Below are 22,702 nucleotides of genomic sequence, written 5' to 3'. Positions count from 1 at the left end.
TCAGCATCTTTCCTGTTACCCTCTATATTACCATAATATGATTAAAATAGATCCTGAAACAAGTTCAGGATGACGACAATCAAGAAAAATCACGCTACCTCACGGCCGTAAAATACTCTTCCTTTTCGGTGGTATGCGATTTGATTACGTTAGTTAAAATTAAATTAACCAGTACTTTCTGGGCCTTGCGGTACGAACTCCGCAACAGTTTGCTAAATTCTTTCAGGGTAATCTTTCCATTTTGCTCCAGGTATTCGAGCAATTTTTTTTCATTATCAGAATAGGAGATGAGTACACCATTGTCTTTATCCTCCTGTTTAAGCACTTCAACAATAATCCGGCTGGCTAAAACGCTTTTATCATCAATGCGGATATAAGCCCACCATTTCTTTTGATGATCAAGTGCATAGTGCGGTTTGGTATCACTTTCAGGAATTTCAACCACCAAAACCAGCTTATCATCTACGTAAATCTCTTCAAAATGAGGTTCAATAGCCGGTTTGCAGAACTGATGTGCAGCAGTTAAAATCATGTATTTCTCTTCTTCTTCAGATTTCACTCCCTTAATGGATCCATTATCTGCAATGCCAATTAATAATTTACCACCTCTATTATTGGCAAAAGCAACCAAACTCTTAGCTATTTTTTCGGTACTCGTAATGGTTTTTTTGAAATCCAGCATCACGCCCTCACCCTGCAAAATTAAATTCTTAATACTCGGCATAATCTAAAAATTAGTAAGCAACTCTTGGTGTTTCGCCCTGGTGCAGGTTTCTGATGTACACTTCATTCATTACGGTTGCACACAATTCGCCTTTTTTATTGGTGATCTCCATAGGGTAGGCTTTTACGAACTTTCCAATGGTTCTTAAAGCCTGCTCAGCGTCATTAAGCATGTCATCAGTTACTGTAATAGTGAAATATAAAGTAGAACGTCCGGGTTTTAAATATTGTATTGAAGCACTCTTAAGCCAAACCCGGACTTTAAATCCCCGACGCTGCATCAGCTGATCAAATAAAAGCGCGTAAAATGGATCTGTAGCTGCGTAAATAGTTCCTCCAAAAATAGAACCGTTGTAATTTTTATTCAGAAAACTCTTGCTCAGTTTAACCGTACAGCTTCTAAAGTCGTTGTCAAATTTCTGAACCCAAATGCGTTGAAAAAATAGGGGTGGGTAAAAACGCATTACCCATTTAAGGGTGTTTTGAGAAATAATCATATTTACTAATATCAGAAAGTTTTATCACCTTTTAAAGTTTTACCGATCTTGTTTTGGTCATATTTTTCTGAAATGACAGATTCCCTTTTTATGGCATCTCGATCAAGACTTTTGGTTATATAGTTTTTTTTATAGCAGCTTATGGTTAAACAGTATTTAGGGAAATAATATACCGGAATGTGTGATGATATTATCTCGAAAATTAAAAATGACAACAAATACCGTTTGATCTTCTTCGTTAAGGCTCAATAGCTGGTGTTTATTTGCGAAAATATTATCCTTTGTCGGATAATATTTAAAACCAAATGATAGTAAGGTTGTTTTGGATGATAGATAACATTAAAAACTATGAAAAAGATAATTTTAAGTCTTGCTTTTGCTGGTTCTCTTATGATAGCCACATCAGCATGCAATTCGTCAAAAAACATGGCTGGTTCTTCAGACAGCACAACAACGGATTCGACAACAACGGCGCCAATGGATACAACATCCAAATCAATGCCAGACACGACAACAAAAATGCCACCCGACACGACAAAACAAAATCCTCCTATGTAGGATCTTAAAAGCCATCCACACAGGGGTGGCTTTTATTTTAGAAATCTATTTTAAATATTTGTGTTAATGCGTACTTTCAGCCGATTAAACCAAATAGTTAAATGGATCATCAAGCTAAAACCAACAGCCGTAATGTAATTTTTTTAGTTATTGTAGCTGCTCTGGGCTATTTCGTCGATATTTACGACCTCGTTCTGTTTTCCGTAGTGCGCTTAAAGAGTTTTACCGATATAGGTGTTTCTGCAGCAGATATGCGTACCGAAGGGGAATACGTTATCAATATGCAGATGTTTGGCCTGTTGCTTGGAGGCTTACTCTGGGGAATCATAGGCGATAAATTCGGGCGAATCAAAGTATTATTCGGATCAATTTTAATGTATTCACTGGCAAATATAGCCAATGGCTTCGCTACTGATGTGCATACCTATGCCATAATCAGGTTTATAGCAGGCATTGGCTTAGCGGGCGAATTGGGTGCGGGCATTACCCTTGTTACGGAAACCATGGATAAAGAGAAACGTGGTTACGGTACCATGGTGGTGGCTGGCATCGGTTTACTGGGCGCCGCGGCAGCAGCTACCATTGGAAAGCATTTTACCTGGCAAACGTCTTATTTTGTAGGTGGCGGTATGGGCTTGCTGTTATTGCTTTTGCGTGTAGGCACTTTTGAATCGGGTATGTTTAAACATGCTGAGCAGGATAAACAGATTTCAAAAGGTAATTTCTTTATGCTATTTTCTGATCGGAAAAGATTCTTAAAGTACCTGGCCTGTATCTGTCTCGGCCTTCCGCTCTGGTTTATTGTCGGGATTTTAGTTACCCAGTCACCAGAAATAGGTAAAGCATTGGGCGCTAAGGATGCCTTGAATGCAGGAACCGGCATTATGTATACCTATTTTGGTATTGCCATTGGCGATGTGGTTTGTGGTATTTTAGCACAGGTTTTAAGATCGCGTAAAAAAACAGTACTTATTTTTCAAAGTTTATCGGTAATCACCGTCCTGGTTTACTTAAATAGTACTGGTTTAACAGAAAGTAATTTTATCCTGATCTGCCTTTTTATGGGTTTTGCAGTTGGTTACTGGGCAACGTTTGTGACGATTGCTGCCGAACAGTTTGGTACAAACATCCGCTCAACAGTTACCACTACAGCGCCCAACTTTGTGCGTGGCGCTTTGATTCCGATCACGTTTGTTTTCGAATTCTTTGTGCATCGCTACAACATTGTATCTGCCGGTTTTATTGTGATGGGGATTGTAACCGTAATTGCCATGATTTCTGTTGCTTCTTTAAAAGAAAGCTTTAATAAAGACCTTAATTACCTGGAACAATAGGCACAGGATTCGGGACAGCGGAGATGAAAGACTCCTGGCTAAAAAGCAATGTCAACGCAATGTACTATATAAACATAAATCAATATAGCTGCCTTATTAGCTTTAAATTTGTATGGAAATAGAAAAAATCATCATGTTCAAAGAAGAAGTAGCAGTAAGATATAAGCAAATACAGGATGAAATTTGCAGGGGACTGGAAATTGCAGATGGCAAAGGAAAATTTGAGGAAGAGCTCTGGGAAAGAAATGGCGGGGGAGGCGGGCGTACCCGGATTATGCAAAATGGCGCAATCATCGAAAAGGGTGGCGTGAATTTTTCTGCTGTACATGGTAAGCTGCCCGAAGCGGTAAAAAAAGCCTTCAAGGTTAATGAGGATGATTTTTTTGCTACAGGCGTTTCCATCGTAATCCATCCAAATCATCCACTGGTACCGATCATTCACATGAATATCCGTTATTTTGAACTCAATGAGGAGACGCGTTGGTTTGGTGGTGGTATCGATTTAACACCGCACTATGTTTTCGAGAACGATGCACGTTTCTTTCATCATAAAATAAAGCAGGCATGCGACGATTTCAGCACTGAATTTTATCCAAAATTTAAAACACATGCTGACGATTATTTCTTTATTAAACACCGTGAAGAAACGCGCGGTATTGGCGGTATTTTTTACGATCGCTTAAAACCTGAAAATACCAATCTTTCATGGGAACAGATTCTAGATTTCTCTATCAACATTGGTGAAACATTTTTACCAATTTATTCCGAATTAATTGACCGTAACCGGGATAAGGAATTTACCAAAACTCAGAAGGAGTGGCAATACCAACGCCGTAGCCGGTATGTAGAATTTAATTTGGTATACGATTCAGGAACAAAATTTGGCTTGGAAACCAACGGTCGGATCGAATCGATTTTGATGAGTTTACCGCCACAGGCCAATTGGGGCTACAATGTGCAGCCAGCAATAGATTCAGAAGAATACAAAACGCTGCAATTGCTTAAAAAAGGGATTAACTGGATTTAGGTTGATCGTGTCGTCACCCTGATCCGATAACTATTGTATTTTTTCAGGGGCTTTCATGCAGAAGATGCTGAACAAGTTCAGCATCCTGGCTTTGAGCTAAAATAGCGTTAAGGGTGCCGATACTTCATGGAAACCAGCTTTCAGTTTACCGGTTCTGAAATCATTTACAATATTGTGCGCCATACGTGTTGGCTCAGGGATTCGGTAATTCCCCACGCAGTTTTTTACAATTTCCAGGCTTTGATCAGCGGTAATTAAATGACCGGCAGATACGTAAACCGGCGCACACTTGATCTTTGTGCGTAAAGCGAAACCTAAGGTTTCGCCATGACTGATAATTTCTGTAGTGCTTAATTTTTTATTTTCAGGAACATGGTTTTCACCGTATAAAAGGCTCTTGGCACAACCTATAGTTGCTTGATTGGCCAAAATCCCAAAATGTGAAGCAACGCCCATTCGCCTCGGGTGTAAAATTCCATTTCCATCCAATACCACAACATCTGGTTTATTTTTAATCAATTCCCAAACTTTTAATAATGCAGGCACTTCTTTAAAACCTAAAAAACCAGGCTTATAAGGGAAACTGGTTTCATAAGTTGCTAACGAGAAAGATTTCAAAACCATATCCGGATAGGTGAGTATTACAATTCCCGCATACATTGTATCGCTGTTTTTGTTAAAAGAAATATCAGCCCCGGCAATCGTTTCAATATTTTGGAGCTGCTGAAACTTTAATTGTTTGGCGAGTTCGGTTTGATAAGCGGTAGCTTCCTCGAAGCTGTAATGGTCGTACATAATTTTAGTACAAGTTCAGGCCATAATTGTTTGCATTAACCTAAAGGCAATGGAATTGGGGAGAACTCAAAACAATTTTAATGGTTGATAATCAGCTAAATTAACAGCGTGCATTCTGGGAGAATTTCTCCAGCTTACTGACCGGTTTTTCTTTGATCCATCACGATATTGACCATCTACCTGTTCGCTTAAAAAGGAAAATAAGAAAAGATGATGCTTCGGAAAAACGACTTCCTCATCTTTGATCAGAGGAATTTCATTTAACTGTTTACTGATTTGGCCGATCAAATGAGTTGGCTCAGCGCTAAAAATTGGTATATCCTGAAAATGGAGCAGTTTTGCGCGGTCATCGGCAAAAATTTCCACCAGCTGATCTGCTTTGTACTCCAGGGATATTCCTGATTCCCAAAACGTGGTGGAAATATCGTCCCCGCTCATTGCCAATAGTTTCCTCTAATGCTTCAATTGCGATTTTTAAATCTTCTTCATTGAAAAATTGGGTGAATTGTTTAACTGTATCCTGTAAATCCTGTTTTCGTTGTTCCAGGTTCTCGTGTTCTTCTGCTATGATTTTACCCAAGATTTTATCATATAACTGTACATCTGTTTTCTCGGAGAGAAACTGTATAGGTCCTAAGCCTTTTAGTGGCAATAATTCCCAAAACGAATGTAAATCTAATTGATCCATAATTTAAATGTAGTTAATTAACGGCGTATAGATTTTATTTTTTAAAAAGCGTAAATAAACGTGTAATAACTATCAAAGTAGTATTAAATTTCATTACTTTAACTATTTTAGGAATATGTACCAGAATTAAACCTGAAAATGGACAATATAGCCTTCTTTGATATAGAGCTAAATGCCTCGGGCAAACAATTGCTTGATATTGGCTGTGTTTTGTCAGATGGGCAGGGCTTTCATAAAAATCACCCGGAAGAATTTTTAAATTTTATCAGGAAGTGCGACTTTATTTGTGGACATAATATTGTAAAACATGATCTGGCTTACCTGCAAAAGTATTTTGGTCATGCTGAATGGGGCTTCGGTAAAGCTATTGATACCTTGTTATTATCGCCTTTATTGTTTCCGAAACTACCTTATCACCGTTTGTTAAAAGACTATAAAGTTCAAACCGAAGAACGCAATAATCCTTTTAACGATGCGAAAAAAGCAAAAGACTTATTTTACGATGAATTAAGGGCTTTTACAACGCTTGATGATCGCTTTAAGTTGATCTTGTATAGTCTGTTGCATGATCAAACCGGTTTCGATAATTTCTTCAGGTATCTTCATTATTCCGCACCAGTTACTAAAGAACAGCTTAATACCAATATCAGTATTTTATTTCAAGGGAAGGTTTGCAAAGAATGTGAACTTGATCATTTTATCGATACAACTCCTGTTGCTTTGGCTTATACGCTGGCTTTGCTCCATTGTGATGATCGTTTTTCGATTACACCACCCTGGGTATTAAAAAACTATCCGGATGTAGAGCGCCTGCTATTCCTGATGCGGAACAATCCGTGCTTGCATGGATGTGATTATTGCAGGCTTGCCCACGATCCTATATTGGCGTTGAATAAGCATTTTAGTTTTTCCGGGTTTCGTAAGTATGGCGATGAACCGCTCCAAGAGGATGCCGTTAGGGCTGCTATTCAGGGTGAATCTATTCTGGCTGTATTTCCAACGGGCGGTGGTAAGTCTATCACCTTCCAGGTACCTGCATTAATGAGCGGCGAAAATGCAAAGGCCTTAACCGTGGTAATTGCTCCCTTACAATCTTTGATGAAAGACCAGGTAGATAACCTGGAAAAGAAAGGGATTACAGAAGCGGTTACCATCAACGGACTGTTAGATCCAATAGATCGTGGCAAAGCGATAGAACGTATAGAAAATGGCTATGCAAGCTTACTTTACATTTCGCCTGAATCGCTTCGTTCAATTACTATCGAAAGGCTGCTGCTTAAAAGGAAGATTGCCAGATTTGTGATCGACGAAGCACATTGTTTCTCATCCTGGGGACAGGATTTCCGGGTAGACTACCTATATATTGGCGATTTTATCAAAAATCTGCAGCAAAAGAAAGGACTTGATCATACCATTCCGGTGTCGTGCTTCACGGCTACAGCAAAGCAGAATGTAATTGAAGATATCAGGTCTTATTTTAAAGAGAAATTACAACTTAATTTAAAAGTATTCAGGGCTGATGCTTCACGCACAAACTTACACTACCGTGTTTATCAACGGGATAATGAGGATGAAAAATATAATCAGCTTAGAGATATCATCGAGGAAAAGAATTGTCCTACAATTGTTTACGTATCCCGTACAAAAAGGGCCAGGAATTTGGCCCATAAGCTAACCAAAGATGGATTTGTTGCCAAGGCCTACCATGGCAAAATGGAAAAAGACGAAAAGTCTCAAAATCAAAATGCTTTTATGCGCGGTGAAGTCAACATTATGGTGGCCACTTCTGCATTTGGTATGGGGGTAGACAAAAGTGATGTTGGCGCCGTTATCCATTACGACATTTCCGACTCGCTGGAGAATTATGTACAGGAGGCTGGCAGGGCAGGGCGTGATGAGCAGCTACAAGCCGATTGTTTTGTACTTTTTAGTGAAGAAGACCTGGATAAACATTTCATCCTACTCAACCAAACCAAAATTAGCAGCAAGGAAATAAACCAGATATGGAAAGCCGTAAAGGAGTTAACCAGATCAAGGGATAAAGCTTCTAATTCAGCACTGGAGATAGCAAGGAAAGCAGGCTGGGACGATGGCATCAGTGAGATTGAAACCAGGGTAACCACTGCGATTGCAGCATTGGAAGATGCCGGTTATTTAAAGCGAGGACAAAATATGCCTAGGGTTTTTGCGACCAGCATATTGAGTAAAAATGCACAAGAGGCAATAGAGCGGATTTATGCATCAGAAAAATTTTCCGAAGGCCAGCAGAAACAAGCGGTGCGGATTATTAAAAAACTTTTTTCGAGCAAAAGCAAAAGATTATCAACAGATGAGGTTGCTGAGTCGAGAGTAGATTATATATCCGATCAGTTGGGTATGTACAAAGAAGATGTAATTAGGACAATTGAATTGATGCGTGAGGAAAAAATACTGGCCCATACCAAAGACCTTACAGCTTTTATCAAAAAGACAGAGTCAGCCAGCAGATCATTAGCTATTGTAGAAAGTTTTAGAAAACAGGAAGAAATGTTATTGTCACAGTTAAAAAACGGGGAAGGAGCTTACTATCTAAAGGAAATCATTGAGGTATTTTTTAATTCCGGTATCAAAGATAGTTCGCTTAACCAGTTAAAGACGATTATTAACTTCTGGGCGATAAAAAAATGGATCAATCGCCGTAATTTAGAACACACGAAAAACCATATGCAGATCGCTTTACTGGTGGATAAAGCAATCTTTAGCGAAAAGCAGGAAAAACGGCATCTTCTTGCACGGATGATTACAGAATATCTGCACAGAAAAGCATTGGCACTTGTTAAATCTGATAACAATGAAGAAGAAGAGGTCTTGATTGAATTTTCTGTACAGGAACTTAAAGAGATGGTAAAGAAGGAGCAAGGCATGTTTTCTATCCAAGCTGATATCGATGATATTGAAGACAGTCTTTTTTACCTGTCGCGCATAGGCGCGATAAAGATAGAAGGCGGATTCATGGTTGTACATAATAAGCTCACCATTGAGCGGATTGAAAAGAACAACCGTATACAATATAAAGAAAGTGATTACGACAAACTGAAATTGTTTTATCAGCAAAAAGTGCAGCAGATCCATATTGTTGGAGAATACGCCCAGAAAATGATCCGTAATTATAATGAAGCGCTAAAATTTGTCGACGATTATTTCAAACTAAACTACCCATCTTTTCTCTCGAAATATTTTCCCGGCAGCAGGCAGGATGAAATAAAACGCAGCCTTACGCCTGCAAAATTTATGAAATTATTTGGTGCGCTTTCTCCAACACAGCTAAAGATCATTAATGATACAAGCAGCCAGTACATCGTTGTAGCTGCCGGACCCGGAAGTGGTAAAACAAAGTTATTGGTACATAAGTTAGCCTCTTTACTAATGGCTGAGGATGTAAAACATGAGCAATTGTTAATGCTTACATTCTCGCGGGCAGCGGCAACAGAATTCAAGAAACGGTTGATGGAACTCATTGGCAACGCTGCTCATTATACCGAAATCAAGACTTTCCATTCGTACTGCTTTGATCTGTTAGGCAGGGTAGGAAGCCTGACGGCTTCTGAAAACATTATCCAAGCGGCGGTTGACAAAATTAAGGCTGGGGAGATGGAGCCTTTCAGGATTACAAAATCCGTATTGGTTGTGGATGAGGCTCAGGACATGAATAAAGAAGAGTATGAACTGGTACAGGCCCTGATGCAGCAAAATGAAGATATGCGGGTAATATTGGTTGGCGATGATGACCAGAATATATATGGTTTTCGCGGAGCAGATGCCGCCTACATGCAAGCCTTTATTACTGAAAAAGATGCTGTTAAATATGAGCTTACGCTGAACTACCGTAGCAAAAACAATATCGTATCGTTAGCCAACCAGTGGGCAGCAACCATTAGCGGCAGGCTCAAAACTGAACCTTGTTTTGCAAGCCAACATCAAAACGGACTGATCCACATTATTGAGTATGCCAAAAACCAGATTATCGTTCCTTTAGCTGATAATTTAAGCGCAGCGGAACTTTCCGGATCTACCTGTGTGCTTACAAAAACCAATGAAGAAGCCATGTTACTCTGTGGCCTGCTTTTGCAGAAAGGAGTAAAGGCGCAGCTTATACAGTCAAACGATGGCTTTAACCTGCAAAATCTTTACGAGCTCCGCCTTTTCTCTGATATGATCAATGCCTTTTCAGACAGCCCGCTGGTAGCAGATGAAGAATGGAGTGAGGCCAGTCGGCATTTAATGAGTTATATTGAAACCAGTGCCCAGAAAAACATTGCTATTTCTGCAATACGTAAGTTTGAGGAGGTGAATAATGCAAAGAAATATAAAAGTGACTGGAAAGCTTTTCTTTTTGAATCTAAAGTAGAAGATTTTGTGGATATTGATGCAGTAGTAGTATATGTCTCCACGATCCATAAAGCTAAAGGTAAAGAATTTGACAATTTATATTTGTTATTACAGCATTTTAAACCCCTTAACGATGAGCATAAGCGGCAATTTTATGTAGCCGTTACCAGAGCTAAAACCAATCTTAATATATACTATCAGGGCCGTTATCTCCGGCATTTTGCCGCAGACGGACTTATATATGCCAAAGATGATAACCAATACCCTGAGCCGCAACAAATAACCATGCATCTCACGCTTAGAGATATACAGCTTGGTTATTTCGAATATATACAGAATCGCATCAATTCAATCTTTAGCGGCTTACGTTTGCAGCCATCAGATGAAGGATTAAAAAATGGTAATGGTGAGCTCATCGTTAAATATTCACAAAAATTCAAAACCATTCTACAGGAGCGTTTTGACCAGGGATTTAAAATAGCTGCTGCGAAAATAAATTTTATAGTGTACTGGAAAGACGAGGAGAAACAAAAAGAATCAAAGATTGTGTTGCCATCATTATTGCTGAAAAAAGATTGAGGATTTTAAATAAGAATACGCATAACAAGCAATATAATATTGTCTTATAATTAATATTATGTTAAGTTACATATTACAACAGTACCCTATCGCGTTAAATTTCAAACTCTTCTATAATTCCTGAAGTCTGCGGTTAAGTTCCTGTACTTTATTTGTTGTTCCTTTTTTATTATAGATATCGATCAGCAACTGCACGGTTTTTCTATCGTTCGGATTAATTTCGTTGGCGCGCTGCAAAGCAAATTGGGCACGGTTAATTAAACCTTTATATTTTTCGGTTTTATCTGCGTCGCTTTTACGCAGCGTTTCATTTGCGGTATTGATGTATGCCAGACTTAATTGGTACAAAGCGTCAAAATAATTCTGATCGGTAGACAATGCTTTATCATATGCTAAAATTGCCGTAGCGTTATTGCCGCCAATCTGCTGCAGGTATCCATAAAGGAAATAAAGTAACTTATTGCCTTTTTCTACCTTTAAATTGCTTTCGATCAGTCCCTGTGCTTTACTATAATTTTCGGTATCCAGCAACAAGTTAATATAGTCGTTGGTTAAAAAACGGTTAAACGGATTAAGTGCTAATCCTTCTTCAAGGGTTTTAATGGCGGTTTCAGTTTCCGATTTAACAACATACATCTGTGCCATTTTTTGAAAAACTGATGGATTTTTGATCCCGTTTTCTTTAGCGCGTTTAAAATAAGTTAAAGCTTCATCATAAGCCTGGATGTTTAAGGCGCAAATGGCGGTATTTAGTGCCAAGGTGGTATCAGCAGGGAAATTATCGCCTACATCTTTCAGATCTGCAAATGCCTCCTTGAAATCGTTGTTGAAAAAAGCCTCATTGCCCTTTTCTTGTTTTTTGATCAGGATATTGTGGTTGGAAGCCTTAATTAAGCCTGAATTGTCATCGTAGCGGTCGAGCGATTTTGCCTTTGCAACAGCATCAATCGCATTATCATAATACTTATTGGCATTATTCGGATCAGTATCTATTAAGCTCGCGAAAGACATCAGATAAGATTTGATCGACCAGGTTTCCGCCCATTTTTTTGTTTTATTATCTTTTTCTGCAGATTCAATAGCTTTTAAACCCTCGTTTATAATAGCCAATTGCTTTTTTTCATTTTCTTTATTGGCGATAGATGCCTGCAATTTACCTACTGCGTTTCGGGCAATCAAGATCTGACTTTTTTGCGCAACAGCATTAAAAGAGAGGAAAATTAAGGCAATCAATAATATTTTAAAGCAATTTTGCATAAGCTAGATTATGTAGTAAACCGTAATAAACCATAAAAATAAACATAAAAAAAAGAGCCCCGAAATTTCAGGGCTCTTTTTTTAGATCGGTATCAGAATTATTCTTTAGGCAAAGCGTCTAAACGTTTTTTGATATCTTCATAATTTTTAGTATCGTTTCTGAACGCATAGATGGTTTTCAACGTTTCCAAAGCCCCCTGATTTTTAGCATCAATTTCTAAAGCTTTTTTGTAAAAAGGAAGAGATTTATCCAACAAAGCATTCATTTTACCCGTTACTTCGTTAAATTCTTTCACTTTTTTGGAGTCGATTTTATTTCTGTCGGCTTGTAATTTTAATGCCTGACTGAAATAGATATTACCTAATAAAACCTGATAACTGGCATTGTTTGGCTCCTTAGCGGCCAATGCTGTTAACATCTGCTCAGATTTTGCTGCGTCACCCCTATCAATATAAATCTGCGTTTCAGTTTTGATCCAGTCAGTATTTTCAGGAAATTTTGTCGTAGCTTCTTTGATTAGCGCTAATGCGGCCGTAGTATCTTTTTGCTTACTTAAAGTAGCATTCAGTATCTCAGAATATAAATCTTTAGATTGAGGTGAATTTAAAGAAATCACTTTTTTAAACTGAGTAATCATTGCCGGATAATCCTCTATATTTCTCGCTGCAATACCAGCGTTCAGATACATCGCAGTATCTTGTGGGTTAATCACCGTTGCAGCCACAAATTTCTCGTAAGCAGTTTTGTAGTCTTTTTTATTATAGGCAATTACACCAGCATTTCTGACAGCGTTGCTAACATTGGTTTCTGCTAAACTGATGTTATCTTTTTCATTACCCTTGGTATCTAATTTCTTTGCTTCAACAATTGCATCCTGGGCAATTTTTAAATTCGCATCAGCATTTGCAGCGCTGGTAGAATCCAGAATTGCTGCAGAGGAAGCAAATAGTGCACGGTATGACCATGCTTCAGGCATTATTTTAGATTTCTCATCAGCAATGGCTTTATCTGTATGGGCTAAACCTTTTGCCAAAGCTTCAAGTTTCTTCGCTAGTGGAGTTGTTGCACTGGAATTGGTGATCTGGAACAAATTCCAATCGTTTTTTGCGGCATTAACTTCACTTTTCTGAGCAAATGCAGCGCTTACCGCACCTGCTAAAACTATACTTAGAAATACTTTTTTCATAATTTTTATGCTAATCTTATTTTTAGTTTAATTTTCTTCTTCTTCCGCTTCGTTATCTGATTCCCCCTCTTCTTCTTCAGTCTCAGTATCATCAGTTTCAGGTGAAGTATCCGCTTCCAGCTCTTCGCCGTTTGTAACTACCACATCAGTTAAATCTACTGTTTCTTCTTCATCTTCCTCATGGTCGATTTTTGTTACTGAAGCAATCTCGTCATCACCTTTTAATGAGATTAAACGAACCCCTTGTGTGGCGCGTCCCATTACCCTCAATGCTGAAACCGGAATTCTGATAACAATTCCTGAACGGTTAATGATCATCAGATCTTCGCTGTCGGTAACGTCTTTTATAGAAACCAATTGTCCGGTTTTTTCAGTAACGTTAATCGTTTTTACCCCTTTACCACCACGGTTGGTTACACGGTAATCTTCAATATCGGTACGTTTACCATATCCTTTTTCTGATACTACTAACACCGTAACCTCAGGATTGTTTACAGCAATCATGCCAACAACTTCATCCTGATCATGCGCAAGCCTGACACCACGTACACCTGTAGCGGTTCTACCCATCGGACGAACGGTTTTTTCGTTGAAGCGGATGGCCCTGCCTGAACGCAATGCCATTACAATTTCGCTTTCGCCATTGGTTAAACAAGCCTCTAACAAGATATCGCCTTCATTAATGTTAATGGCATTGATACCATTAACACGCGGACGTGAATATGCTTCAAGAGAAGTTTTCTTAATGGTACCTTTTTTAGTACACATAATGATGAAATTGTTCTCTAAATATTCCTGGTCTTTAAGGTTTTTAACCTTGATATAAGCTTTGATTTTCTCTTCTTTCGGAATATTAATGATATTCTGTATCGCCCTTCCCTTACTGGTTCTCGAACCTTCCGGAATTTCGTATACCCTCAGCCAGAAACACCTTCCTGCTTCGGTAAAGAATAACATATAATTGTGGTTGGTGGCCACCAGCATGTGCTCAATAAAATCTTCATTTCTTGAGGTACTGCCTTTTGAACCTTTTCCGCCCCTGCCCTGTGCTTTAAATTCGCTTGCCGGCGTGCGTTTAACATAACCTTCATGAGATATGGTAATCACCACTTCTTCATCATCGATGAAATCTTCCATGCTCATATCTTCAGCCGAGTGAACGATGGTGGTTTTACGCTCATCGCCAAACTTCTGTTTTACTTCTTCCAGCTCGTCTTTAATGATTTTCATCCTTAAACCTTCATCTGCCAGGATAGATTTCAAATATTCGATGGTTTTCATCAGTTCGGCATATTCTTCTTTGATCTTATCACGCTCTAGTCCGGTTAAACGACGTAGAGTCATATCAAGAATAGCACGTGCCTGAAGGTCGCTCAGCCCGAATTTCTCCATCAGGCCTAAACGGGCTTCGTCTGGTGTTTCGGAAGCACGGATTAATTTAATTACTTCATCTAAATGATCCAAAGCAATCAAATAACCCTCTAAAATATGTGCCCGTTTTTCAGCCTCAGCCAGTTCGTATTTGGTACGGCGAACGATTACATCATGGCGGTGATCCACAAAATGTACAATCAAATCTTTAAGATTCAACATTTGTGGACGTCCCTTTACCAGTGCAATATTATTTACGCTGAAAGAGGTTTGTAAGGCCGTATATTTATATAGGTTGTTTAAAACGATTGAGGCATTGGCATCGCGTTTAATTTCGTACACGATACGGATACCATCTTTGTTCGATTCGTCTTTAATGTTGGCAATGCCCTCCAGTTTTTTCTCGCCTACCAATTCAGCAGTACGCTCAATCATCTGGGCCTTGTTTACCTGGTAAGGAATTTCGGTAACAATAATAACCTCGCGGTCTTTAATGCTTTCTATTTCGGCTTTTGCACGCATTACAATACGTCCGCGGCCGGTTTCGAACGCTTCTTTAACGCCGGTATATCCATAAATGATACCGCCGGTAGGGAAATCAGGAGCTTTAACAAACTTCATTAATTCCTCTATGGTAATATCCCTGTTGTCAATATAATTTACCACCCCATCAATTACTTCTGTTAAATTGTGTGGTGCCATATTAGTGGCCATACCTACTGCAATACCAGAAGATCCGTTAACCAATAAGTTAGGGATTTTTGCAGGTAAAACGGTTGGTTCTTGTAGCGTATCATCAAAGTTTAACTGAAAATCTACCGTATCTTTATTGATGTCGGCAAGCATTTCTTCAGCGATTTTCGAAAAACGCGCCTCCGTATAACGCATTGCCGCCGGAGAATCGCCGTCAATGTGGCCAAAGTTTCCCTGGCCATCTACCATAGGATAGCGCAAGCTCCAATCCTGGGCCATACGTACCATGGTAAAATATACTGATGCATCACCATGGGGGTGATACTTACCTAAAACCTCCCCTACAATACGGGCAGATTTTTTATGTGGTTTATTGCTGGTTACACCAAGATCAAGCATACCATATAAAACACGGCGGTGTACAGGTTTTAATCCATCGCGTACATCAGGCAATGCCCTTGATACGATAACCGACATTGAATAATCAATGTAGGCCGATTTCATCTGCTCTTCTATGTTAATTGGAATGATTTTGTCGTTCTGCTGATTCTCTAAATCTTCTGCCATAAATTATTATTCTCGCTACTTGAAACGATATTAAAAAAGGGTGTTGTTATAACCTTGCGAATTTAGCAAAATTTAGCCGGATTAAGGCATTGTGGAAAATTTTTGACCGTTGCCATAGGTTTTTTACTCTCGGCCGGATTTTAAGTTATTGAAGGCCAGTTTAAGAGTTTTTAATCTATAACCTGTCAGGTTTTTGAAATCTGACAGGTTTGCCTACTTGGATGGATGATTTTTTTGGAAATGTAGGGTACTGTTTTAGTGGCAGTCTGCAGCCCTGCTACCGCTCCAGGTCCTCAATCGTACCTCGCTGTGGGATTTCCGCTATATCAGGTTTATGAACGGCGATTGTGTATGATATGCTGATTTAGACCGCTCAGTTTTCTGGAACTAAAATTTACATTCTTAAGTAATTCTGATACTTTTGTTTTTCAACCTTTTAAAGATGGCAAACAATAAGAAATCTGCAATGAGTTTCATTATGGTCACCCTCCTGATTGATTTTACAGGTTTTGGGATCATTATCCCTGTTTTACCTAAGCTTATACAGGATTTGACCGGCAGTGGTTTCGGTTTGGCCGCAGAATACGGGGGCTGGCTTACACTGGCCTATGCATCAGTACAATTTATAAGCGCTCCAATTATCGGTTCATTGAGCGATCGTTACGGAAGAAGACCCGTATTATTAAGCTCTTTGTTTGGTTTAGGTATTGATTATATCTTTTTGGCGTTTGCTCCTTCCATTATATGGTTGTTCGTAGGACGTATCATTGCAGGTATCACAGGTGCCAGTTTTACTACCGCCCAGGCATACATTGCCGATGTTTCAGCTCCCGAAAAAAGGGCGCAAAATTTTGGGCTGGTTGGCGCTGCATTCGGTGTTGGTTTTATTTTAGGTCCCGTTTTAGGTGGTATTTTTAGCCATTTCGGCACCCGGGTACCATTTATGATCGCTGCAGGCTTGTCCTTAGTGAACTGGCTTTATGGTTATTTTATATTGCCGGAATCGTTACCTATTGAGAAACGCAGGGCTTTCGACTGGAAAAGGGCCAACCCCATTGGCTCATTGCGCAGTATCGGTAAATATCCGGCATTGGCGGGCTTAATGGCTACCTTATTTTTGCTGTATTTTTCCAGTCATTCGGTTCAATCCAACTGGACATTTTACACCATGGAGAAATTTAACTGGGATGCGGCATGGGTTGGTTATTCATTAGGCTTTGTGGGGTTGGTTATCGGAATTGTACAGGGTGGATTAATCAGGATAATTTTACCAAAAATAGGTGAAAAAAAAGCAGTTTACTTCGGTCTTATTTTATATGTAATCGGCTTTGTAGCATTTGCCTTCGCATCTAAAGGCTGGATGATGTTTGCGTTTATGCTTCCTTACGGTTTGGCCGGAATTGGCGGACCTGCCATGCAGGGGCTGATTTCTAATCAGGTGCCTGCCAATGCGCAGGGCGAAATGCAAGGTGTTTTAACCGGTTTACAAAGTTTGGCAGCCATATTTGCGCCCTGGGTAATGACACATATTTTTGCTTATTTTATAGAAGGTAATGCACCGGTTTATTTTCCAGGTGCACCGTTTATATTGAGTGCGGTGTTAACTTTGATTGGATTGTTTATTGCGATCAGATCTTTGCAAAAGCACCATTAACAAAAAAGTAGATTGATGAAAAAAATATTAAGATTTACATTTTTGCTTTATTCTTTATTTTTTATTGAGAATAAATGCCACGCTCAAAGCAAAGCAATCCACTGGGAAGGAACATATACAGTGAATTATCAAGCAGATTTTAAAATTAAAATCTATAAAGTCAATAGTAAATATAAAGCTATAGTGACCACTGAATTTACAGATCAGTTGTGTAACACAGCATTTCCTGACGAACACACCATTACCTTGTATTTCGAAAAAAACACCAGAGGGAAGGGTTTATCCTTTATTAAAAAAGGGGATTGGATAATACAAATTAAGAATATTAGAAACGATTACTATTTCATGCATAGAGGATTTCCGTTAACATCAAATCCAGATGATATCAGAATGAAAAAAACTTAAATAATTTAATGAATTAATTTAAAGTTAGAGTAACTCATTTGCCAGATTAGCCAACTCACTCCGCTCTCCTTTTTGTAAGGTAATATGCGCATATAGCGGATGGTTTTTTGCGTTTTCGATTAAATAAGACAAACCATTACTTTCCGAATCGAGGTAAGGTGTATCAATCTGATAAATATCACCAGTGAAAACAATTTTAGTATGCTCCCCTGCCCTTGAAATGATGGTTTTAACTTCGTGCGGTGTTAAGTTCTGTGCCTCATCAATGATGAAGAAGATTTTGGTGAGGGTTCTGCCCCTGATAAATGCCAGAGGTGCGATGGCTATTTTTTCAGTTGTAATCAGTTCATCAATCTTTTCTGACATTTTATCATCTCCAATAAACTGCTCTTTGATAAACCGCAGATTATCCCAAATGGGTGCCATAAAAGGATCTGTTTTAGATTTTGCATCGCCCGGCAGGAAACCAATATCTTTATTGCTCAGTGAAACAATGGGCCGGGTGACATAAATCTGCCTGAAATTTTTACGCTGTTCCAGCGCACTGGCCAGGGCCAACAGTGTTTTACCAGTTCCGGCATTGCCCTGTATGCTTACCAGTTTAATTTCCGGATCTAAAAGTGCGTGGATGGCAAATGCCTGCTCGATATTTTTCGGTTTTATTTTAAAGATTGCATCGGTTGAGACAGCCGAAATCGTTTTTAAACGATGGTTATAAAATACACTGGCCGTTTTTCTTTTATTTTTTAAAACGTAAAAGTGATTGGCGTTTTTAGGTGGTAGTGTTATTTCGCCTGCATCAATAAATGATTGGTTTTTTACTTTCTCAATGATGTCAATCGGAAAATTACCCAATTCGGTCTTGCCGGCGTAGAGTTCATCTACATTTTTAATCTTGCCTGTTTCGTAATCTTCAGCATTTAAATCCAAAGCCTTTGCTTTTAACCTCAGACAGATGTCTTTAGATACCAGTATTACTTTTTTATCTGGGTATTCTTCTTTTAAACTTAATGCTGCGTTTAAAATCTTATGGTCGGTTTTACCTTTTCCATAAACCTCTTCTGCATTTACAGTTAATGACTTTTCATTTAAAACGACCTTAAATTTACCTAAATCGTGACTTTTCAGTGAAATCCAATCGCTGATGAGTTTTTGCTTCGAGGTTTCATCAATAAGGCGGATAAAACTTCTGGCTTCGAAATTTCGGGTATCATTACCGCTTTTAAAATGATCGAGTTCTTCTAAAACCTGGATGGGAATGGCTACATCATGCTCCTGAAAGTTGTTGATCGCGTCATGATCGTATAAAATGACTGAAGTATCAAGAACGAATATCTTTTTTGACAGACCGGAGAATGATTTACCTTTTTTAGCCATTTGGTAAATTTAATGTTTAAGCATTAAATAAAGGAAATTCCTTGATTTTTATATAATGGATGCTACCTCAGGATACGCCAACACCTGGGTTTAAAATAAAAACGGGGACCTTCTTCTTTCGATTGAGTTCCCCGTTTTAACTTTAAAATAACCGTAGTTACATTTAAAGCATCAAATCTTGTTTACTTTGATTTTTCCGTTTTCGTTAGGTTTTTTCAACTTTTACGATTCGTGAAAATTTATTTCCAGCTCATCCGTCCGTAAACTTCGTAGCTTTCTATAAGCGCTGTTTGGGCCTGTGCGATTTTCTTATTGTCCAATCTTTCGATGTGTATATATATTCTTACTCGGTTTTACCCTTTCTGAAATTAATCGTTTTCCCTGTAAACGATCCGAAATAATTCTCCTTTCGGTTCTTTATCTCTTTTGGATTGTTTTGTCAGCATTCAAAGTACTCCGTATTTGATATGATCTAATTTAGGGCATAAACTATTAATTATCAAGTATAAAGTAAATGTTTTTATGAACAATGTTATCCACTTAAAAACACTGGTTATCAACAGGTTGAATTCAACTAAACTTCGAATTTATGGTTGAGTGCGGCATTTTTTGAGTTTGTCAACAACAGACGTTAATACACTTATTAACATGTTTACAGGTGTTTAGTAATCAGTTGATTATCGTTTTTCTGCGCAAGGATAGTAAAAAAACAAAAAACTTAATTTTAATCCCAACAAAAAACATCCCTATTATGTTATTTTTGTAACATGCAGATCAGGCAACCCATTAGAAATATACAAGACTTTTTATTGAGTACGTATTTTGCCGATGGTCTCCGTATTACCATAGGTGTACTACTCCCCTCTTTAATCTTTGCCCAGTTTAGCTTATTAAAATACGGCATGACTCTATCTTTGGGCGCTTTATGTGTCAGTGTGGTGGATAGTCCGGGGCCGATGGTACACCGCCGAAATGCCATGCTGATTACCACGGCACTCATTTTTACCTTCTCCATCATCACTGGCCTAACCAATAAAAATCATTACTTTATAGGCTTTTTATTGGCCGTATCAAGTTTTGTATTTTCGATGTTTTATATCTATGGCATCAGGGCGGCATCAGTAGGTACCGCAGTATTGTTGATTATGGTACTGAGTATTGATGATATCCGACCATGGCAGGAGGTATTGTTACATGCCGCTTTGGTGCTGGCTGGTAGCCTATGGTATACCGGTTTAAGCTATTTTGTGTATCGCTTACGTCCTTTTCGTTTGGTACAGCAATCGCTAAGTGATTCCATTTTAGAGGTGGCAGAATTTCTTCGTGAAAAAGCCAAATTTTATCATCAGAATAATAACTATGATAAAACCTATTCAGAACTGTTACAACTTCAGGTCTCCGTTCATGAAAAGCAAGATGCGGTGAGGGAATTATTATTCAGAACCCGCGAAATTGTGAGGGATTCGACTCCTGAAGGCAGATTTTTATTATTGGTGTTTGTAGATATGGTAGACCTGTTTGAGCAGGTGATGTCTACCTATTATAATTACCAGCAGTTACACGACCAGTTTGATAAGGCCGGTATCTTATCAGATTATGAAATGGCCATTAAGCGGATTTCGTATGCCCTTGATGATATTGCATTTGCCCTGAAAAGCGGAGGCATACCTGTTATTTCGAAGCGTTTACTGATTGAGATCGAAAGGTTAAAGATCAAAATAAATCATCTGGAAAAAAACAACCAAAACCAGGAATACAATACCCTGGGCATTATCGCCTTGAAAAATATCGAGGTGAACATCGAAAATATCCTGGCAAGGGTTAGAACCATTTTCAGCTACTTTAAAATCAGAAACAGCAAAGATATTAGAAAGGCTGAGGTAGATACAGAGAAATTTATCACCAGGCAAAAATTCGATTTCAACCTGTTTACAGAGAATTTAACCTATACCTCTTCTACCTTCAGGCATTCGTTACGGGTTACCGTGGTGATGTTGCTGGGTTTTATTGTGGCTCAGATTCTTGATTTTTCACATAGTTACTGGATTCTTCTCACCATCCTGGTGATTTCGAAACCGGGATTCAGTTTAACCAAAGAGCGTAATTATCAGCGTTTAATCGGTACTACGGTCGGGGCTTTTATCGGTATGGGGGTAATTACCTATATCCATGACCGGAATACGCTGTTCGTCATTCTGTTAATCTGCATGATCGGCTGCTACAGTTTCCAAAGGAAAAATTATGTAGTCAGCGTACTTTTTATGACTCCTTATATCTTAATCCTGTTCGATTTTCTGGGAATGGGATCGATCGCTTTGGCACGTGAAAGGATTTACGATACCTTTATAGGCTCTGGTATTGCTTTGTTAGCCAGTTATTCCTTATTCCCAACCTGGGAACATGAAAAGCTGAAAGAAGCTATGGTAGATATGCTAAAAGCAAATAAAGCGTATTATGAACAGGTGATTAAATTGTATTTTGAAAAAAATTACAACAGAACGGAATATAAGCTGGCCCGTAAAGAGGTGTATGTAAGTACCGCGAATTTAGCTTCATTATTTCAAAGGATGTTCTCTGAACCCAAAAGCAAACAGCTGTTTATTAAAGAGGTTCATCAGTTTACCGCACTAAGCCATTTATTGTCATCTTATGTTGCAACACTTTCGCTATACAATAAAGAACACCAGTTTATCTTCGAGAGTTTCGAGACCTTAAAGCCGATCGCCAATAATACCAACTATTTATTAGACGCTTCTATTGATAATCTGGAGCAGGGAAAGGACGCAATAGATAATGTACCTTTAATCAGGTTAAACGATAATGGAGTTGCAATAAAAAAAGGAGAAGACCTGGTTCCTGAGCAGTTTGACCTGATCCAGAAAGTGGCTTACGATATTTACAAATTATCGGTAAAAATAAGGCTTTAATTGATAACCGGAATTAACTTCCAATTTCACCCTTAGACGTTTCAGCAGGCAGTATTTACGGATGCCTGAAACAAAGGCCAGTATAATTTGTTAAACCTAGTCAATTAAGAAATGATGATGGAAAAGTTATATACGGCTGAAGTTACAGCTACCGGAGGAAGAGACGGACACATTAAATCGGGTGACGGAATTTTAGATTTAGAGCTGAGAAAACCAAAAGAATTAGGTGGCCAGGGTGGAGCAACGAATCCTGAAGAATTATTCGCAGCAGCATGGGGACCTTGCTACTTAGGTGCCTTAGGTTCTATTGCCGAACGCGAAGGTGTTGATGTTAGCGAAGCTAATGTTAAGGTGCTTGTTTCGTTTAATAAGGATGGAAATGCATTTGCACTTTCGGCAGATCTTGATGTTCACATTCCAGGGATTTCGCATGAGGAAGCCCAGGCGCTAGCAGATAAAGCTCATCGTGCCTGTCCATATTCGAAAGCAACCAAAGGTAATATTGAGGTAAGGGTAACAGCGGTATAGACAAATTTCCCTCGTGCTGTCGGATGTTACCATCCGACAGGTAGATAGATTTCAGACCAAAGTATTTATAAACGATAAAGTCCCGGATTTTAATCCGGGACTTTATTGTTTATAGCATTATTTGCATTGTGAGTTGGAAACAACTGACAGCACAGATGTTTTATGAA

General features: G+C 38.8%; 16 protein-coding genes. 8 read left to right on the top strand and 8 right to left on the bottom strand.

Annotated elements, in window-relative coordinates; all coding sequences use genetic code 11:
* Positions 1-94 precede the first annotated feature (94 nt).
* Together ACFE6N_RS13220 and ACFE6N_RS13215 are read right to left on the bottom strand one after the other, a co-directional pair.
* Positions 95-724 carry a helix-turn-helix domain-containing protein gene (locus ACFE6N_RS13220; protein ID WP_378937151.1) on the bottom strand — a complete coding sequence of 210 codons (630 nt, stop codon included), beginning with the start codon at positions 722-724 and terminating at the stop codon, positions 95-97.
* 10 nt (positions 725-734) lie between these two features.
* Positions 735-1,220: a DUF4442 domain-containing protein gene (locus ACFE6N_RS13215; RefSeq protein ID WP_378937149.1), complete on the bottom strand. Its 486-nt coding sequence runs from the start codon at positions 1,218-1,220 to the stop codon at positions 735-737.
* A gap of 305 nt (positions 1,221-1,525) precedes the next feature.
* On the opposite strand from ACFE6N_RS13215, the gene ACFE6N_RS13210 reads away from it, so the two are divergent.
* The 3 genes from ACFE6N_RS13210 (at position 1,526) to hemF (ending at position 4,139) form a co-directional block, all read left to right on the top strand.
* Positions 1,526-1,786 carry a hypothetical protein gene (locus ACFE6N_RS13210; protein ID WP_186462383.1) on the top strand — a complete coding sequence of 87 codons (261 nt, stop codon included), beginning with the start codon at positions 1,526-1,528 and terminating at the stop codon, positions 1,784-1,786.
* A 93-nt stretch (positions 1,787-1,879) separates the two neighbouring features.
* Positions 1,880-3,112, top strand: coding sequence for an MFS transporter (locus tag ACFE6N_RS13205; protein WP_378937147.1), 1,233 nt, complete (start codon positions 1,880-1,882; stop codon positions 3,110-3,112).
* Positions 3,113-3,224: 112 nt separating this feature from the next.
* A complete protein-coding gene (gene hemF / locus ACFE6N_RS13200) occupies positions 3,225-4,139 on the top strand; it encodes an oxygen-dependent coproporphyrinogen oxidase (protein ID WP_378937145.1) in 915 nt (304 codons plus the stop codon).
* A 96-nt stretch (positions 4,140-4,235) separates the two neighbouring features.
* Here the strand turns inward: hemF and nfi are convergent, their stop codons facing one another.
* Both nfi and ACFE6N_RS13190 read right to left on the bottom strand, forming a co-directional pair.
* Entirely contained in the window at positions 4,236-4,934 is a 699-nt protein-coding gene (nfi, locus tag ACFE6N_RS13195) for a deoxyribonuclease V (protein WP_378937142.1), read from the bottom strand.
* A gap of 346 nt (positions 4,935-5,280) precedes the next feature.
* Positions 5,281-5,622, bottom strand: a complete 342-nt coding sequence (locus ACFE6N_RS13190) for a hypothetical protein (protein WP_378937140.1) — start codon at positions 5,620-5,622, stop codon at positions 5,281-5,283.
* A 138-nt stretch (positions 5,623-5,760) separates the two neighbouring features.
* Here ACFE6N_RS13190 and ACFE6N_RS13185 point away from each other — a divergent pair, with 138 nt between their 5' ends.
* Positions 5,761-10,569: a RecQ family ATP-dependent DNA helicase gene (locus ACFE6N_RS13185; protein ID WP_378937138.1), complete on the top strand. Its 4,809-nt coding sequence runs from the start codon at positions 5,761-5,763 to the stop codon at positions 10,567-10,569.
* 111 nt (positions 10,570-10,680) lie between these two features.
* Here ACFE6N_RS13185 and ACFE6N_RS13180 read toward each other — a convergent pair whose 3' ends face one another.
* The 3 genes from ACFE6N_RS13180 to gyrA all read right to left on the bottom strand — a co-directional run bounded on the left by ACFE6N_RS13180 (position 10,681) and on the right by gyrA (position 15,644).
* Positions 10,681-11,826, bottom strand: coding sequence for a tetratricopeptide repeat protein (locus tag ACFE6N_RS13180; RefSeq protein ID WP_378937136.1), 1,146 nt, complete (start codon positions 11,824-11,826; stop codon positions 10,681-10,683).
* Between the two features lie 98 nt (positions 11,827-11,924).
* Positions 11,925-13,013, bottom strand: coding sequence for a tetratricopeptide repeat protein (locus ACFE6N_RS13175; protein ID WP_378937134.1), 1,089 nt, complete (start codon positions 13,011-13,013; stop codon positions 11,925-11,927).
* A gap of 27 nt (positions 13,014-13,040) precedes the next feature.
* Complete coding sequence (gene gyrA / locus ACFE6N_RS13170; protein ID WP_378937132.1) at positions 13,041-15,644, bottom strand: DNA gyrase subunit A; 2,604 nt, start codon at positions 15,642-15,644, stop codon at positions 13,041-13,043.
* A gap of 442 nt (positions 15,645-16,086) precedes the next feature.
* On the opposite strand from gyrA, the gene ACFE6N_RS13165 reads away from it, so the two are divergent.
* Both ACFE6N_RS13165 and ACFE6N_RS13160 read left to right on the top strand, forming a co-directional pair.
* Positions 16,087-17,298 carry a TCR/Tet family MFS transporter gene (locus ACFE6N_RS13165; protein WP_378937130.1) on the top strand — a complete coding sequence of 404 codons (1,212 nt, stop codon included), beginning with the start codon at positions 16,087-16,089 and terminating at the stop codon, positions 17,296-17,298.
* A 15-nt stretch (positions 17,299-17,313) separates the two neighbouring features.
* Positions 17,314-17,703, top strand: a complete 390-nt coding sequence (locus tag ACFE6N_RS13160; protein WP_378937128.1) for a hypothetical protein — start codon at positions 17,314-17,316, stop codon at positions 17,701-17,703.
* 24 nt (positions 17,704-17,727) lie between these two features.
* Here the strand turns inward: ACFE6N_RS13160 and ACFE6N_RS13155 are convergent, their stop codons facing one another.
* Positions 17,728-19,080 (bottom strand): PhoH family protein, encoded by a 1,353-nt coding sequence (locus ACFE6N_RS13155; protein ID WP_378937126.1) that lies wholly within the window; start codon positions 19,078-19,080, stop codon positions 17,728-17,730.
* 767 nt (positions 19,081-19,847) lie between these two features.
* Between ACFE6N_RS13155 and ACFE6N_RS13150 the strand changes: the two genes are divergently transcribed.
* Positions 19,848-22,007, top strand: a complete 2,160-nt coding sequence (locus ACFE6N_RS13150; protein ID WP_378937124.1) for an FUSC family membrane protein — start codon at positions 19,848-19,850, stop codon at positions 22,005-22,007.
* Between the two features lie 117 nt (positions 22,008-22,124).
* Positions 22,125-22,535: an organic hydroperoxide resistance protein gene (locus ACFE6N_RS13145; protein WP_378937122.1), complete on the top strand. Its 411-nt coding sequence runs from the start codon at positions 22,125-22,127 to the stop codon at positions 22,533-22,535.
* The last annotated feature ends 167 nt before the right edge of the window (positions 22,536-22,702 follow it).

Source organism: Pedobacter sp. BG31 (assembly GCF_042464845.1).
Lineage (GTDB): Bacteria > Bacteroidota > Bacteroidia > Sphingobacteriales > Sphingobacteriaceae > Pedobacter > Pedobacter suwonensis.
This window is presented reverse-complemented; position numbering and strand designations above follow the sequence as displayed.